We start from the raw sequence: 15708 nt of genomic DNA on the forward strand, positions 1-15708 counted from the left end.
CAGGGAGGGTGGGGTCAGGATGGTCGTCGCTCTACGACCATCCCAACGCACACCGGCCCCGAAGGATTCCGCTTCCGGCTCCCGCGCCCGCTACAGCGGCAGCAGGTCCGGCCGCTTCGCCTCCACGTGGTCCCCGGAGGACTCCCCGCGCAGCCGCCGGCCGATCCACGGCGCGAGGTGGTCGCGCGCCCACTGGATGTTGTCCCGGGTCACGTCCACCGAGCCGCGCGGCCGCTGCGGGGGCCACGGCTGGTCGGGGTCGGCCGGCACGTCCAGCCCGAGCACCTGCGCGGCGCGCAGCGCGACCCGCGTGTGTCCCTCGGGCGAGAGGTGCAGCCGGTCCGTGTCCCAGGCCCGCCGGTCCTGTACGGACTTCAGCGACCAGAGGTCGAGCACCGGGCAGTCGTAGCGGTCGGCGATGGCACGGACGTGCGCGCTGTACGTCGCCACCTTGCCGCGGAGGTGCTTGAGCACCGGTACGCCGCGGGTGTCGAAGCCCGTGGTGATCATGACCTGGCCCACGGACCCGGTGAGGTCGGCCACGGCCGCCTCGAACCGCTCCGCCACGTCGTCCGGGTCGGTGCCGGGCCGGATGATGTCGTTGCCGCCCGCACAGAAGGTCACCAGGTCCGGTGCGAGGGCCTTGGCTCTCGGAAGCTGGTCGGCCACGATCTGGTCGAGGAGCTTCCCCCGCACCGCCAGATTCGCATACCGGAAGTCATGCTCTTCGCGCTGATCGGCCAGGAGCACGGCGAGCCGGTCCGCCCAGCCGAGAAAAGAATCCCCGGGTCCCGGGTCCCCCACGCCCTCGGTGAAGCTGTCCCCGATCGCCGCGTACGAGCCGATGGTCTTGAGTTTCGTCGTCGTCGCTGCCACGAGAACCCATCCTTCACTCCCGTAACCAACCTACGCCAACGTAATGAGGGGTTGACGGGCCGTGATCTCTACCACGCAGGGGATAAGGAATAAGTACACGTGAGGCCGGGACCCCCCTCGGGTCCCGGCCTCACGCGTGTCGGTGCTCCGGCGGCGGGTGCCGTCAGAGGCTCGCACCCTTGGAACGGAGGTAGGCGATCGGGTCCATGTCCGAGCCGTAGGACGGGGTCGTGCGGATCTCGAAGTGGAGGTGGGGGCCGGTCGAGTTGCCGGTGGAGCCGGAGAGTCCGATGGCCTGGCCGGCGGTGACGCTCTGGCCGGAGGAGACGGAGAGCTGGGACAGGTGGGCGTACTGGGAGTACTTGCCGTCCGCGTGCCGGATGACGATCTCGTTGCCGTACGAGCCGCTCCAGCCGGCGGAGACCACGGTGCCCGCGCCGACGGCCTTGACGGTGGTGCCGGAGCTCGCGATGAAGTCGACGCCGGTGTGGTAGCCGGAGGACCACATGCTGCCGGCGACCTTGTACTGGGTGGAGATTCCGCCGCTGACCGGGGCCACGAAGCCGGCGGCCGACTGCGGCGCGGCGGCGGGGGCCTCGGCCTGGGACTCGGCGGCGGCTTCCCGCTGCACCGGGGCGGCCTGCTCGGCCTGCTTGCGGACCGGCTTCGGCGCGGCCTGCGCTGCCGGCTCCGCGTCGGCCTCGGGGGCCGGGGCGGCCTCGGCCTCCGCCTCGGCCGGAGCCGCCTCGGCGGGACCGCCGAGGTGCAGCTTCAGGCCCGGGTGGATCAGCGACGGGTTGCCACCGACGGCCTCCCGGTTGTCGGCGTACAGCTGCTCCCAGCCGCCGGACAGGTGGCGCTCGGCAGCGATCTTCGAGAGGTAGTCGCCCGGCACGACGGTGTAGACGGCCGGCGCGGCCTGCACGGCGGCGGCGGGTGCCGCCTGCAGAGCGACGGGGGCCTGCGACGCCACCGCGGGGGTCACCGCGGTCGCGGCGGCCGGGGCGACGGCCGCGTGGGAGCCGGCGGCACCGATCAGCGGCAGTGCGAGGGCCGCGCCACCGGTTCCGGCGACGGCGAAACCGCGGGAGAGGGAAAGGGACTTGGGACGGCGGTGCTTACCCTTTGCAGGCATGACGAATTCCTCTCCGGCGCCTGCGAGGTGAGCTGTCGGGTTCGGACTGGAGATGTCCGGCCGTACATGTACGGGACATGCACCGCTTCACCCCGAGCCATCCCGGAGAAAAGATCTCCGGGCCGGCGGCTTACCTGGTTCCCCCGCTCCTGCCGCGCGAATAGGTCGGATGCGGTTTCCGGGAGGCGGCAGGATTTGGCGGTCCACCCGGATCGATCGCGAAGGTAATCCCTTGCGGCGGCACGGAACAAGCCGTGAATTCCCTGACGGAATAACAGGCATGAGGGACCGACGGAATTACCGTCACCCTCCGTCCATTCCGCACCGCCAACAGCCGCCCCGACGGGGCCATTCGCCTTTAGCGATCAGGCACTCACGGTCACCGTATGATCTGGCTCACGGGGACGTGTCTGATCTCGCCTCCGGATATGGCAAGTTGGCGCCAAGTAGTGTAATTCGGACAGAGGGCCCACGACGTGGTGGAGGAGTTGCTTTGACCCAGCAGATACAGGAGCCGGAGCTGTCCGGAGTGCGCAATTTCCGCGATGTGGGCGGATTGCCGACTTCTGGCGGCCGAACGGTCAGGACGGGACGACTGTTCCGAAGCGGACATCTCGCGCATGCCACCGAAAGCGACGCAGAGTTCCTCGCCTCGCTCGGCCTCCACACCATCTTCGACTTCCGCAATGTCGCCGACCACGCGCTGGAGGGGCCGGACGTCGAGCTGCCGGGCGTGCGGAACGTCAACATCCCGCTCTCCGACCCGGCCGACGGACGGGAGTTCTGGCGCCTGGTCCGCGACGGCGACCTCGTCCAGCTGCGCGAGCTCCTGGGCGACGGTAAGGCGGCGGCCCGGATGTCGCACTCGTACCGCGGGATCATCCGGCAGCGCACCGCCGAGCACAGCCGGGTCGTGCACGCCCTCGCCGAGGACAGCGTCCCCGCGCTGATGCACTGCGCGGCCGGCAAGGACCGGGCCGGCCTGTCGATCGCCGTCACCCTGCTCGCGCTGGGCGTCGAGCGCGAGGCGATCGTGGCGGACTACCTGGAGTCGAACGCCCCGCACCGCCGCTACCGCGTGCGCCGCACCGACGAGTCGGAGGGCGCCCGCTCACCCGAGGTGATGGAGCTGCTCGCGCCGCTCTTCGACGCCCGCGCCGAGTACCTGGTGGCCGCCTTCGACACCATCGACGAGATCTGGGGCGGGGTGGACCGCTACCTGGCGGAGGGCCTCGGGCTGACGCCCGAGACCCTCGACCGGCTGCGGGACCGGCTCCTCGCCTGACCGGGGCGGGGGCCGGTTCCCCCACGGGGTGGGCGGGCCGTCAGCGCGTGGCGACGGCCTGCTTCACCAGCGTCCGGCCGAAGTCCCAGATCAGCCCGGACCCGCCGTGCGCCTCGTCCATGACCTCACGGAAGGCCCCGACGAACCGGTCCACGTCCGCCTCGTCCACGATCAGCGGCGGGATCAGCTTGATCACCTCCAGATGGTCCCCGGAGACCTGGGTGAGGATCCGGTGCTTCTGCAGCAGCGGCACCACGACCATCTGCGCGAAGAGCCCCTTGCGGGCCGCCTGCAGCATGGTCCACCGGCTGCGCAGGCCCAGCGAGGACGGCCGGCCGAACTCGATGCCGATCATCAGCCCGCGCCCCCGCACCTCGTGCAGCAGCTCGTACTCGTCCACCAGTGCGGCGAGCCGCCCGCGCAGCAGGTCGCCCACGGCCCGGGCGTTCGCCACGACCTCCTCGTCCTCCATGACGGACAGGACCGCGAGGCCCGCCGCCATGGCCTGGGCGTTGGAACCGAAGCTCGCGGAGTGCACGAGCACCCGGTCCATGGACGAGTAGACCTTCTTGAAGATCCAGTCCTTGCCCAGGGTCGCGCCGACCGGGACGTATCCGCCCGACAGCGCCTTCGCCACGCACACCAGGTCCGGTTCCACGCCCGGCTCGTGCTGGTACGCGTAGAAGTCCCCGGTACGTCCGAGGCCGGTCTGCACCTCGTCCGCGATCAGCAGCGCCCCCCGCCGGTGCAGCATCTCCTGCGCGGCGAGCAGGAATCCGGGCGGGGCGGCCAGGACCCCCTTGCCCTGGATCGGCTCGACGACGAAGGCGGCCACGTCCCCGCGCTTCAGCTCCCGCTCCAGGGCCGCGAGGTCCCCGAGCGCGATCTTCGTGTCGGGGAGCAGCGGTGCGAAGCCGTCGCGGAAGCCGCCCTCCCCGTTCACCGAGAGGGAGCCGGTGGTCAGCCCGTGGAAGGCGTGGTCGCAGTAGAGGATCCTGGGGCGCCCGGTGGCGTACCGGGCGAACTTCAGGGCCGTCTCCACCGCCTCGGTGCCGCTGTTGCCGAAGAAGACCCGGTCCAGGTGCGGGCTGTACGAGAGCAGCTTCTCGGCCAGCAGCCCGGGCAGCGGCTGGCAGTCGAACCGGGTCAGGTCGGCGAGCTGGGCGTCCAGGACGTCGTGCAGGGCGCGGCGGACGACCGGGTGGTGCCGGCCCAGGCCCATCACCCCGAACCCGGCCAGCATGTCCAGGTAGTCGTTGCCCTCCGCATCCCAGAAGTGGGCGCCCTCGGCCCGCTCGTAGACCTTGTCGAAGCCGATGGTGTGCAGCATGCGGGGCAGCTGGTGGTTGAGGTGCCGGGAGTGCAGCTCGTACCGCTCCGCGCCGCGCTCGGCCAGGAGGGCGCCGAGGTCGAAGCCCTTGCCCCGGCCGCCCCCTTCCTCCTGTGGCCGCCCGGTCATGCCGACTTGTCCCGGTTGCCGGCGATGGTCTCCCGGGCCGCGCGCAGGGATTCCTTGAGGGAGCCCATGGTGGCCAGGACGGCGGTGGGCTCGTAGCCGCAGTGAGCCATGCAGTTCGCGCAGCGCGGGTCCTTTCCGCGGCCGTACTTGTCCCAGTCGGTGTCGTTGATGAGCTCGCGGTACGTCGGTACGTAGCCGTCGCTCATCAGATAGCAGGGGCGCTGCCAGCCGAAGAGGGAGTAATTCGGAATGGCCCAGGCCGTGCAGGAGAAATCGGCCTTTCCTTCCAGGAAGTCCAGGAAGAGCGGGGAGTGGTTGAGCCGCCAGCGCCGCCGGTTGCCGCCCGCGAAGGCCTTCCTGAAGAGTTCTCGGGTCTGTTCGACGCCCAGGAAGTGCTCCTGGTCAGGGGCCTTTTCGTAGGCATAGGCGGGCGAGATCATCATTTCGTCGACCTGGAGGTCGTCATTGAGGTAGTTGAGTACCTCGATGATCGTCTGCGGGGTGTCGGTGTTGAAGAAGGTGGAGTTGGTGGTCACCCGGAACCCGCGCTTCTTCGCCTCCTTGATGGCGGCGACCGCCTCGTCGAATACGCCTTCCTTGGCCACCGACTCGTCGTGGCGTTCGCGCAGACCGTCGATGTGCACGGCGAAGGCGAAATAGGGGGAGGGGGTGAACTTCTCGATCTTCTTGCGCAGCAGCATCGCGTTGGTGCAGAGGAACACGTACTTCCGCCTCGCCACCAACTGCCGGACGATCTCGTGGATCTGCGGGTGCATCAAGGGCTCGCCGCCCGCGATGGACACCATGGGCGCACCGGACTCCAGTACGGCGCCGACCGCCTGGGCGACCGGCATGCGCTGCTTGAGCACCCCGGCCGGGTGCTGGATCTTCCCGCACCCCTCACAGGCCAGGTTGCAGGCGTAGAGCGGTTCCAGTTCGACGATCAGCGGGAACTTCTCGCGCTTGCGGAGCTTCTGTTCGAGAAGATACGTCCCGACCCTGATGGACTGGCGCAGCGGCATGGCCATCTGGCTCACCTCCTGGGGAGCAGCAACGAACGGTGCCATTCATGAAACGCGGGCAGTACGGCACGCAGGACACGGAAGGCCGATATTCCCCCGCGAACCGTGCCGATACGGACGAGCTCGTGCTCCGGAGCGTCCACGATCACCCGGACGGCCGCAACCGGACGGCCGCCGCCCCGGGTGGCGGCCCACAGGGTGGCCGCGGACTCCATGTCGACCGCGATGGCGCCGGTGGCGCGCAGCTGCGCGCGCTCCTGGCCGCGGACGACGTGGTCGGATCCGGTCAGCGTGCCGGTGTGCACGGTCCGGCCCGGGGCGGCCCGGGCCAGTGCCTCGGCGAGCAGGGCGCTGCCGGTGCAGGTGACGGTCCCCTGCGGGTCCCGGGTCTCCTCGGCGACGACCAGGTCTCCGGGGTGCATGCCGGGGACCAGCCCGGCGCAGAACCCCGTCGCGAGGACGGCGGCGAGGTCCATTCCCGGCCGGTCCAGTGCCCGGCCGACGGCCCGCTCGGCCGCGCGCGGGCCCATCCCGGTGCGCAGCAGGACGTGCCCGTCGGCCGGTCCGCGCCCCGGGCCGCGGCAGGCGCTGCGCAGTGCGGCCTGCTCGATGCGCAGCGCGCAGGCCACCAGCAGCGGGTCGGGCCTGCGGGCCCGGTCCCCGCCGGCGGCGGACATCACGCCTCCCCGGCCGCTGCCGGGTGCGCTCCGGCCGGGGCGAACGGCTCCCCGTACAGGTAGCGGCCGAGCGCGGTGAGCGGGAACACCTGCCGGTACAGGTGGTAGTTGATGGAGAAGTCCCAGGGGAAGCCGGTGCCGGTGAAGTAGGGCTCGTCCCAGGTGCCGTCCTCCTTCTGGGTCTCCACCAGGTGGGCGATGCCCCGCTCCACGGCCTTGCCCTCGCGCTCGCCGGCCGACAGCAGGGCCATGAGCGCCCAGGCGGTCTGCGAGGCGGTGGAGGCGCCCTTCCCCGCCCAGGACGGGTCCTTGTAGGAGCGCTGGTCCTCGCCCCATCCGCCGTCCTCGTTCTGTACGGATTCCAGCCAGCGCACGGCCCGCCGGATCGCGGGATGCCCCGGGGAGATCCCGGCGGCGGTGAGGGCCGGGACCACCGAGCCGGTGCCGTAGACGTAGTTGGTGCCCCAGCGGCCGAACCAGCCGCCGCGCGGCTCCTGTTCGGCCAGCAGCCAGGCGATGCCGCGCCGGGTCCGGGCGTCTCCCGCGCGGCCCTCGAAGGCGAGCATCTCCACCACGTGGGCGGTGACGTCGGCCGAGGGCGGGTCGATGACCTCGCCGAAGTCACAGAAGGGCAGTTTGTTCGGAAGGGGGCTGGTGTTGTCGGCGTCGAAGGCGCCCCACGCCCCGTTCCTCGACTGCATGCCGAGGTTCCAGGACACCCCGCGGGCGATGGCCGCCTCGACCCGGGCCGGGTCCGGGTGCTTGATCCGGCGCAGGGCGAGGACCACCTCGGCCGTGTCGTCGATGTCGGGGTAGGTGTCGTTGTGGAACTCGAACGCCCAGCCGCCGGGGGCGAGCCCGGGCCGGCGCACGGCCCAGTCGCCCGTGCGGACGATCTCCTCGCCGAGCATCCAGTCGGCCGCCTTGACCAGTGCGGGGTGGTCGGGGCGCAGGCCCGCGTCGGCCAGGGCGATCGCGGCGAGGCAGGTGTCCCACACCGGGGACTGGCAGGCCTCGATCATCCGGGCGCCGTCCGCGCGCCACACCGCGAACCGTTCCAGCGACTCCAGTCCGGCGCGCATCACCGGATGCCCGAGGTCGTAGCCGAGCAGGTGCAGGGCGATGACCGAGTACACGGCGGGCGGCTGGATCCCGCCCCAGCAGCCGTCGTTCTCCTGGCGTTCGACGATCCAGCGGCCGGCGGTGGCCATCGCCGCCTTGCGCAGCCGGCGCGGGGCGAACCGGCGGTAGACGTGCAGGGCCTTGTCCATCCGCTGGAAGGCGCCGTCCCAGCTGGTCAGCGGGGCGAATCTGCGGGCGGGGTTGGGCGTGCGCGCGTCGGCGTGCAGCTCGTCGAGGGCGAAGGGGGCGGGGCGGACCGGGCGCAGTGCGGAGACCACGGTGAGCGGGACGATGGTCTGGCGGGCCCAGCAGCCGAAGTCGTAGATGTTCAGGGGCACCCAGGGCGGCAGGAAGACCAGCTCGGGCGGGAGTTCGGGCAGGTGTTCCCAGTTCCACCAGCCGAAGAGGGCCAGCCAGATCCGGGTGAAGACGCGGGCGGCGGCGATCCCGCCGTGGGCCCGGATCCAGGCCGAGGCGCGGGTCATGTGCGGGGCGTCCGGCGCGTCCCCGGCGAGGCGCAGCGCGACGTAGGCCTCGATGGTGGCGGACAGTTCGGGCGGTCCGCCGTGGAAGGTGGCCCAGGTGCCGTCCTCGCGCTGTTCGCCGCGGATGAAGAGGGCCGCGGCCCGGGTGGTGGCCTCGTCCCGGATTCCGAGGAACTGCCGCAGCAGCAGGTCCTCCGCGTCCATGGTGACGTTGGTCTCCAGGTCGCCCTTCCACCAGCCCTCGGGGTCCTGGCGGTCCAGCAGGTTCCTGGTGGCGCGCGCGGCGGCCTCGTACACCCCCGGCCGGGTGCCGTCCGGCGGCCGGGGCAGGTCGGCGGGCGCCGTGGTCCGGCCCGGCCGGTCGGGCCCCGGGCCGGCGGACGGGTCCGCGGTGGGGGCTCGGCCGCCGCCCCGGCCGGTGTTCGGCGCGGGCGGGCCGCCCGGCTTCGCCTCGGGCGGCATCGTGGCCACGCCCTGCCGGCCGGCGGGTGGGGCCAACTGCCCCGGTTCGGCCGCCGGTGGGGCGGAACGGGCGCCCTGCGCGCCGGGCGTGCTTGGCGGTCCGTACTCGGCCCGTGGGCCTGCCCCGCCCGCACGGGACGGGGCGGGCGGCCCCGGTTCCGCCGCCGGGCCACGGGCGCGCCCCACGCCGGGGCCTGCCGGGAGGCCCTGGGCGCCCGGGGTGGATTCGCTGCCGGCGCCGGCGCTCTCGGCGCTGCCGTCGGTCGTCGCTGTCATGGCTTCCCCTTAGAACAGTGTCCTCTGCTGTGCTGGGGTCTGCCGTCGGCCGGTGCGCGCCACGCTCAGGTGGCGGCGCCGGCCGGCGACTCGCGATTCATATCCGCTGTCGGGTGGCGATCACCTCTTGCGCACGACGACGAAGTCCGCGAGGGCCACGAGCTGGTCGCGCACGCGCTGCGGCATGTCGACGTCGTCCAGGGCCCGGATCGCGACGGCGTGCTGGCGGCGCGCCTCGTCGGCGGTCCACCGGCGGCCGCCGGCCTCCTCGATGAGGGCCGCGCGGGCCGCGAACTCCTCCTCCGAGAAGTTCTCGAAGTCGCTGCTCTTGGCGTCGGCGGCGAGCAGTTCCGCGAGCTGCTCGGAGGCCTCCCCGCCGGCGGCGAGGGCGGCGACCACCGGCAGGGACTTCTTGCGCTGGCGCAGGTCGCTCCAGGTCTGCTTGCCGGTCGCCTCCGGGTCGCCCCAGATGCCGAGCAGGTCGTCGACGGCCTGGAAGGCGAGGCCCAGGTGGTAGCCGTACTCCTCCAGCTTGTCGGCGGTACGGTCGTCCGCGCCGCCGAGCACCGCACCGATGGAGACCGCGCAGGCGAGGAGCGCACCGGTCTTGTTGCCCTCCATCTCCAGGCACTCCTCGACGCTGACGCGCTCGCGGTGCTCGTAGGAGATGTCCTGCGCCTGGCCGTCGATGAGCTTGCGGCTGGCGGTGGTAAGCCGGCGGGTCGCGCGGCCCGCCTCCACGGTGCCGAGCTCCAGCAGCACCTCGTTGGCGAGGGCGAACAGAGCGTCGCCGACCAGGATCGCGAGGGCCGGTCCGTGCACCTTCCACACCGTGTCGCGGTGGCGGCGCTGCTCGTCGCCGTCCATCAGGTCGTCGTGCAGCAGCGAGAAGTTGTGCACGAGCTCGACCGCGACGGCGCCCGGGATGCCGACCTCGGCCGCTGCGCCCGCAGCCTCGGCGGAGAGCAGCGCGAGCGCGGGACGCACGGCCTTGCCGCCGTCGCCGTCCGCCACGTTGCCCTGGGCGTCGATCCAGCCGAAGTGGTAGGCGGCGACGGTGTCCATGGGCGCCGCGAGCCGGTCGACGGCGGCACGGAGCGCGGGGGTCGAGAGCGTACGGCCGCGTTCCAGGAGCGCGATCGTGTCCGCCTTCTCCACGCCCCCTCCGGCTGTGCCCACACTGGCATCCGTGTTCTCGACAGCCGGGTTCCCCGGGTTCACTGGCTCTCCTCTTGTTCCTGTACTTGCGGTGCTGGTGGTGCCGGTGCTGCTGATGGTGCTCGTCATGCCGCCTCCTGCAGAGGGTGTTCGCGGTGGCGGCCGAGCGCGGCGAGTGCGGCGTGGGCCGCGCTCAGTCCGCTCCGGACGGCGCTCTCCATGGTCGCGGGCCAGCCCGTGGCAGTCCACGCACCGGCGAGGTAGAGCCCCGGCGTGTCGGTGCGCGCCCCGGGGCGCAGCCGGCCGACGCCGGGGGTGGGGGCGAAGGTGGCCGTCCGCTCCCGGGTGACGAAGAAGTCCCGTACCTTGGCGCCGCGCGCGGCGGGCAGCAGCCGCTCCAGCTCGGGCAGGTACTTGGCGCGCAGGACCGAGACGGGCTCGTCGATGTCGTCCTGGGCGACGGACTGGGACAGGGCCAGGTACTGGCCGCCGTCGGGGAGTCCGGAGGATTCGGTGCGGTCGAAGACCCACTGCACCGGGGAGCCGAGAGCGGCGAAGAAGGGCTGCTTGAGCACCTTGCGGTCGTAGACCACGTGGACGTTGAGGATGGGCGCGGTGCCGATGTCCAGGAGCTTGTCGGGGTCGGGGAGGGCACCGGCGGGCAGCAGTCCGTGCGCCTCGCGCTGCGGGACGGCGAGGACGACGGTGCCCGCCTCCAGGGATTCTTCCTCGGTGTCGATCCGCCACGCCCCCTCGGACATACGGGAGATGTCCGTGACGCGGGTGCGCAGCTCGGTCCGTACGCCGGCCGCGTCGAGCGCCTTGCGGGCGAGGGTGTCGTGCAGTTCACCCAGCGGTACCCGGGCCCAGCCGATGTCGGCGGCGCCGTTCTCGGAGAGCAGGCCGGTCTTGAAGACCATGGCGGCCAGGCCCAGCGAGGACTGCTCGGCGGTGGCGTTCAGGGTGGCGATCCCGACCAGGTCCCACAGGGCCTCGATCGTGCGGGCGGACTGCCCGTAGCGGCCGAGCCAGGTCGCGAAGTCCAGGCCGTCCAGCGCCGGGTCGGTGGGGTCCAGGCGGCGCAGCGCGAGGGCGGCGCGGCCGACGCTCAATCGTTCGGCGAGGGAGAGGTGCCGGTAGCGGGCGAGCGAGCCGGCCAGGTGCAGGGGCACGGGCAGGGCGCTGCGGCGCAGCCGGCCCAGGCGCGGTCCGCCGGGGTGGGCGACGTCCAGGACGGGTACGTCGAGCCGGTCCTGCAGGGGCGCGAGGGCGGCGCCGTCGATGCGGTCGAGGAACCACCGGTAGCCGGTGCAGCAGCGCAGGTAGACGTGCTGGCCGTTGTCGACTTCGAGGTCGCCGCGCTTGAAGGAGAAGGCGAGCCCGCCGAGCCGGGGGCGGCCCTCCAGCAGGGTGACGCGGAGCCCGGCGTCGGCGAGTTCGAGGGCGGTGGTGACCCCTGCGAGTCCGCCGCCCACGACGACGGCGTGCTGTTCGAAGCCGGTCATGCGCCCTCCCCCGTGGTGCGGTGGCCCTCCGGGCCGGCCGGTCGGTCCTGCGCGGGCGGGGCCGCCCGGTGTGCGGCGGCCCGGCCCGCGTGGCCGCGGTCCCCCGGAAGAGACGCACCCGCTGCCGGGGCGGTTGCCCGGGCGGCGTCCCGGCCGGGACGGCCCGACGGGCGCGGGCGCAGGCGTGTGCGCGGCGCGGCGACGGCGGCCGGACCGGCTGCCGCCTCCGGAAGCGGGGTGATCGCGGTCATCAGGCTCGCCTCCGGGTGTTCTGGCGGGTGACGGTCCGCGCGTCGAGTCCGGACAGGCCGCGCACGGCGACGTACGCCTTCTCGTGCGGCGGCAGCGACACGCGGCCCCGCAGCACCGCCTCCGGCTCCCGCTCGATGCGGTCCAGCAGGCGCCGGTAGATGCCGGCCATGGCGGCCACGCAGGCGCCGCTGCGCCGGTCGAGCATCGGCAGCAGCCGGTAGCCCTCGGCGAACAGGGCGCGGGCGCGCCGGACTTCGTGGTGGACGAGCCCGGCGAAGTCGGCGCCGGCAGGCATCCGGTCGCTGTGGAAGCCTTCCGAGCAGCCGAACTTGGCGAGGTCCTCGGCGGGCAGGTAGGTGCGCCCGTTGCCGGCGTCCTCGCGGACGTCCCGGAGGATGTTGGTGAGTTGCAGGGCGAGGCCGAGGGTGTCGGCGTACTCCCCGGCGCGCGCGGCGTCGGCCGCTCCGAGGCCCGAGGCGTTCACCGTGCCGAACACGCCGAGCGAGAGCCGCCCGATGGCCCCGGCCACGCAGCGGCAGTAGTTCTTGAGGTCGTCCCAGGTCTCGTACGTCTCGCCGCGGACGTCCATCAGGACCCCGTCGATGAGCTCGTCGAGGCCGCCGAGCGGGATCGGGAAGCGCCGCGCGGCGTGCGTGAGGGCGACGGCGACCGGGTCGGTGTCGTCCTCGTCGACCTCCTCGGCGCGGATCCGCCCGAGCAGGGCGCGGGTCTCCTCCAGCCGGGCGAACTTGGCCTCGGGCGCCAGCGTGCCGTCGCCGATGTCGTCGACCCGCCGCGAGAAGGCGTACAGCGCGGACATCGCCTGCCGCTTGTCGTTCGGCAGCAGCCGGATGCCGTAGGCGAAGTTGCGTGCCTGTGAACCGGTGACGGCCTCGCAGTAGCTGTAGGCGGCCTGGACCGGTGCGGACACGTGTGTGGGGCCCTCCACGGTCGGGCTCACCCCTTTCTCGGCGCTGTGCGCAGGACGGCGGCCACCTCGCGGAGCAGGCCGCTCTTGGTGGGCTTGGGCGGGCCGGGGAGTACGTCGAAACCGGCGACGGTGACGGCTCGCAGAGCCGCACGCCCTCCTCCCACGAAGCCCGCGAGCAGCAGCCGGAGTCTGCCGTGCACGCTGCCCACGAGCGGGGTGCCTTCGTTCAGCAGTTCGCGGGCACGCTCGGTTTCGAATGCGACCAGGGAGCGTACGGACGCGCCGGCCGACGGGGCCGCGAGCTCCGCCTCGGTCACGTGGAAGCGGCGCAGGTCCTCGGCGGGCAGGTAGATCCGGTCGCGGGCGAGGTCCTCGGCGACGTCCTGGACGTGTTCGACGATCTGCAGGGCGGTGCAGACTGCGTCGGAGTGGCGGATCCGTTCGGGGGTGCTGGTGCCGGTGAGGGAGAGCACGAGGCGGCCGACCGGGTTCGCGGACAGCTCGCAGTAGCCGACCAGGTCGGCGTACGTCTCGTAGCGCGCGACCCGCTGGTCCCGGCGGTTGGCCTCGATCAGAGCGAGGAACGGCTCGGGGGTCAGGCCGTGGGAGCGGACGACGGGCTGCAGCACCTGCAGCAGCGGGTGCCGCGGCGGGCCGGCGGGGCTTACGGAACCGTTGAAGACGCGGTGCAGGTCGGCCTCGATGGCGTCGAGCATGGCGAGCCGGTCGTCGACCGCGGCGGGGTCGAGACCGAGGAGCACGGCGTCGTGTCCGCCGGGGGCGAGGTCGCCGTCGCCGATGTCGTCGACGAGGCGGGCGTAGCCGTAGACGGCGGTCAGCCCGTCGCGCCAGGCGCGGGGCAGGAAGACGGGGGCGACGGGGAAGTTCTCCGCCGCCGCCTTGTCGAGGGTGGCGCTCACGTGGACCGTGTCGGCCGGGGGCCGGATGCCGAGCCCCGGGTTCACCGCCCGCCGCCCGGGGCGGGGACGGCCGTCGTGCCTGGGGGCCGGAGAATTCCCGTAGCCATTGCCGTCACGTCTCCCGTTCTACACTGCCGACCCATTACATCCTATTTCGGACACGCCGCCGGGGGATTCCCCGGGCTGCCCCAAGGCCCTTCACCTGCAGGGAATCGTCCCCTCTTGCCGCGATTGAGGACCGCCTCAGCTTACGCTGTAGAACGTCGCGGAGCCCTCTCGGGTATTCGCTCCGCCACCGAATGTCGCCGCGAAATGCGAGAACACGATTGAGGCCCCCGCCGCGCTGAGCGGCGGGGGCCTTCGGGTGAAGCGGAAAAGCGCCGGAAGAGGGCACCGCGCGACCCGGAGGTCAGCCGTTGGTGGCCTTCTCGTATGCCGAGACGACTTCCTCGGTGGGCCCGTCCATCAGGAGCTCACCCTTCTCCAGCCACAGCACCCGGTCACAGGTGTCGCGGATGGACTTGTTGTTGTGGCTCACCAGGAAGACCGTGCCGGCCTTCTGCCGCAGTTCGCGGATCCGGTCCTCCGAACGCACCTGGAAGCTGCGGTCACCGGTGGCCAGGGCCTCGTCGATCATCAGAACGTCGTGGTCCTTGGCCGCCGCGATGGAGAAGCGCAGACGCGCCGCCATGCCGGAGGAATAGGTACGCATCGGCAGGGAGATGAAGTCGCCCTTCTCGTTGATGCCCGAGAAGTCGACGATGCTCTGGTAACGCTGCTTGATCTGCTCGCGGCTCATACCCATCGCGAGGCCGCCGAGAACGACGTTCCGCTCGCCGGTGAGGTCGTTCATCAGGGCCGCGTTGACACCCAGCAGCGAGGGCTGGCCGTCGGTGTAGACCTTGCCCTCCTCGCAGGGCAGCAGGCCCGCGATGGCGCGCAGCAGGGTCGACTTGCCGGAGCCGTTGGACCCGATGAGGCCGATGGCCTCGCCGCGGTAGGCGGTGAAGGAGACGCCGCGCACGGCGTGGACCCGCCGGACGCCCGGGGAGTCGCCCTTCTTCCGGCGGACTATCTTGCTGAGCGCGGCGGTGGCCGCGCCCTTGCCGGAGCTGCCGGTGTTGACCCGGTAGACGATGTGGACGCCGTCCGCGATCACGGTCGGGATGCGTCCCTGGGTGTTGTCAGCCACGGCCGTAACGCTCCTCAGACTTCCAGAAGTACACGAAGCCGCCGACGCCGATCACCACGGCCCAGCCCACGGCGAAGGCCCACACGTGCGGAGGCAGGTTACTGGCGGCGTAGTCGTCGATCAGCGCGAACCGGATGAGGTCCATGTAGATCGACACCGGGTTCCACAGCAGCAGGTCGCTGATCCACTCGGGCTGTTCCTTGAGGTAGATCCCGATCGGGAACATGACGCCGGAGGCGTACATCCAGGTACGCATCACGAACGGCATCAGCTGCGCCAGGTCGGGGGTCTTGGAACCCGCCCGCGCGAAGATCATGGCGAGGCCGGTGTTGAAGACGAACTGGAGCGCCAGCGTCGGGATCACCAGCAGCCAGGAGAGCTGCGGGTAGTTGCCGAAGCAGATGGCGATGACGAAGACGACGATCATCGAGTACAGCAGCTGCTGGAGCTGCTGCAGCGAGAAGGACACCGGCAGGGAGGCGCGCGGGAAGTGCAGCGCCCGCACCAGGCCGAGGTTCCCGGAGATCGCCCGGACGCCCGCCATCAGCGAGCTCTGCGTGAAGGTGAAGACGAAGATGCCCATCACCAGGAACGGGATGTAGACGTCCTTGGGCATTTCACGGCCGGCCTTGAGGATCAGACCGAAGATCAGCCAGTAGACGACCGCGTTCAGCAGCGGGGTCGCCACCTGCCAGACCTGGCCGAGCTTCGCCTGGCTGTACTGCGCGACCAGCTTGGCCCTGGAGAAGGCCATGATGAAGTGGCGCCGGCCCCAGAGCTGCCGCACGTACTCGCCGAGGCCCGGCCTGGCGCCGCTGACCGAGAGGCCGTACTTCCTGGCGAGCTCCGCGGGGCTCAGCCCCGCGTCGTCGGACAGCGGCCTGCTCGTGGCGAGGGCGCCGTCGTGGGTTGTGTCACTCACAAGTTGAAACTTTCGTCTTCAAGATGCGG

Annotated in this window: 13 protein-coding genes and 1 riboswitch; of the genes, 1 reads left to right on the forward strand and 12 read right to left on the reverse strand. The window is 71.9% G+C overall.

From position 1 onward, the window contains the following. Positions 1–90 precede the first annotated feature (90 nt). Entirely contained in the window at positions 91–876 is a 786-nt protein-coding gene (locus tag ACZ4YL_RS00905) for an SGNH/GDSL hydrolase family protein (RefSeq protein WP_314246523.1), read from the reverse strand. A 163-nt stretch (positions 877–1039) separates the two neighbouring features. Beyond that, a complete protein-coding gene (locus tag ACZ4YL_RS00910) occupies positions 1040–2011 on the reverse strand; it encodes a LysM peptidoglycan-binding domain-containing M23 family metallopeptidase (RefSeq protein ID WP_468113102.1) in 972 nt (323 codons plus the stop codon). A gap of 2 nt (positions 2012–2013) precedes the next feature. Continuing rightward, positions 2014–2189: riboswitch (cyclic di-AMP (ydaO/yuaA leader) on the reverse strand. A 315-nt stretch (positions 2190–2504) separates the two neighbouring features. On the opposite strand from ACZ4YL_RS00910, the gene ACZ4YL_RS00915 reads away from it, so the two are divergent. Next, entirely contained in the window at positions 2505–3296 is a 792-nt protein-coding gene (locus ACZ4YL_RS00915; protein WP_468113103.1) for a tyrosine-protein phosphatase, read from the forward strand. A 40-nt stretch (positions 3297–3336) separates the two neighbouring features. Here ACZ4YL_RS00915 and ACZ4YL_RS00920 read toward each other — a convergent pair whose 3' ends face one another. From ACZ4YL_RS00920 to ACZ4YL_RS00965, 10 genes are all read right to left on the reverse strand, one after another. Further along, a complete protein-coding gene (locus tag ACZ4YL_RS00920) occupies positions 3337–4755 on the reverse strand; it encodes an aspartate aminotransferase family protein (protein WP_468113104.1) in 1419 nt (472 codons plus the stop codon). After that, on the reverse strand, positions 4752–5783 hold the full coding sequence (hpnH, locus tag ACZ4YL_RS00925; protein ID WP_030728986.1) for an adenosyl-hopene transferase HpnH: 1032 nt from the start codon (positions 5781–5783) through the stop codon (positions 4752–4754). The genes ACZ4YL_RS00920 and hpnH overlap by 4 nt, the downstream gene beginning before the upstream one ends. 5 nt (positions 5784–5788) lie before the next feature. After that, positions 5789–6454 (reverse strand): phosphorylase family protein, encoded by a 666-nt coding sequence (locus tag ACZ4YL_RS00930; RefSeq protein ID WP_468113105.1) that lies wholly within the window; start codon positions 6452–6454, stop codon positions 5789–5791. Further along, positions 6454–8799: a squalene--hopene cyclase gene (shc, locus tag ACZ4YL_RS00935; RefSeq protein ID WP_468113106.1), complete on the reverse strand. Its 2346-nt coding sequence runs from the start codon at positions 8797–8799 to the stop codon at positions 6454–6456. Before shc ends, ACZ4YL_RS00930 begins: the two co-directional genes overlap by 1 nt. A 120-nt stretch (positions 8800–8919) precedes the next feature. After that, positions 8920–10086, reverse strand: coding sequence for a polyprenyl synthetase family protein (locus ACZ4YL_RS00940; protein ID WP_301364800.1), 1167 nt, complete (start codon positions 10084–10086; stop codon positions 8920–8922). Further along, on the reverse strand, positions 10083–11462 hold the full coding sequence (gene hpnE, locus ACZ4YL_RS00945) for a hydroxysqualene dehydroxylase HpnE (RefSeq protein ID WP_468113107.1): 1380 nt from the start codon (positions 11460–11462) through the stop codon (positions 10083–10085). Before hpnE ends, ACZ4YL_RS00940 begins: the two co-directional genes overlap by 4 nt. Positions 11463–11712: 250 nt before the next feature. Continuing rightward, the gene (gene hpnD / locus ACZ4YL_RS00950; RefSeq protein WP_468113108.1) at positions 11713–12675 is read right to left on the reverse strand and encodes a presqualene diphosphate synthase HpnD; all 963 of its coding nucleotides are present in this window, start codon (positions 12673–12675) and stop codon (positions 11713–11715) included. After that, the gene (gene hpnC / locus ACZ4YL_RS00955) at positions 12672–13565 is read right to left on the reverse strand and encodes a squalene synthase HpnC (protein WP_468113109.1); all 894 of its coding nucleotides are present in this window, start codon (positions 13563–13565) and stop codon (positions 12672–12674) included. The genes hpnD and hpnC overlap by 4 nt, the downstream gene beginning before the upstream one ends. Before the next feature lie 409 nt (positions 13566–13974). Further along, positions 13975–14757 (reverse strand): ABC transporter ATP-binding protein, encoded by a 783-nt coding sequence (locus ACZ4YL_RS00960; protein WP_382545388.1) that lies wholly within the window; start codon positions 14755–14757, stop codon positions 13975–13977. Beyond that, positions 14750–15679, reverse strand: a complete 930-nt coding sequence (locus tag ACZ4YL_RS00965) for an ABC transporter permease (RefSeq protein ID WP_468113110.1) — start codon at positions 15677–15679, stop codon at positions 14750–14752. The genes ACZ4YL_RS00960 and ACZ4YL_RS00965 overlap by 8 nt, the downstream gene beginning before the upstream one ends. Between the last annotated feature and the right edge of the window lie 29 nt (positions 15680–15708).

Source organism: Streptomyces sp. NPDC030021, from assembly GCF_055574035.1.

Excerpts from the sequence above, each read along its gene's own strand:
- ACZ4YL_RS00910 (WP_468113102.1), bottom strand. The coding sequence starts at position 2,011 with ATGCCTGCAAAGGGTAAGCACCGCCGTCCCAAGTCCCTTTCCCTCTCC.
- ACZ4YL_RS00920 (WP_468113104.1), bottom strand. The coding sequence starts at position 4,755 with ATGACCGGGCGGCCACAGGAGGAAGGGGGCGGCCGGGGCAAGGGCTTC.
- hpnH (WP_030728986.1), bottom strand. The coding sequence starts at position 5,783 with ATGGCCATGCCGCTGCGCCAGTCCATCAGGGTCGGGACGTATCTTCTC.
- ACZ4YL_RS00930 (WP_468113105.1), bottom strand. The coding sequence starts at position 6,454 with ATGTCCGCCGCCGGCGGGGACCGGGCCCGCAGGCCCGACCCGCTGCTG.
- shc (WP_468113106.1), bottom strand. The coding sequence starts at position 8,799 with ATGACAGCGACGACCGACGGCAGCGCCGAGAGCGCCGGCGCCGGCAGC.
- ACZ4YL_RS00940 (WP_301364800.1), bottom strand. The coding sequence starts at position 10,086 with ATGACGAGCACCATCAGCAGCACCGGCACCACCAGCACCGCAAGTACA.
- hpnE (WP_468113107.1), bottom strand. The coding sequence starts at position 11,462 with ATGACCGGCTTCGAACAGCACGCCGTCGTCGTGGGCGGCGGACTCGCA.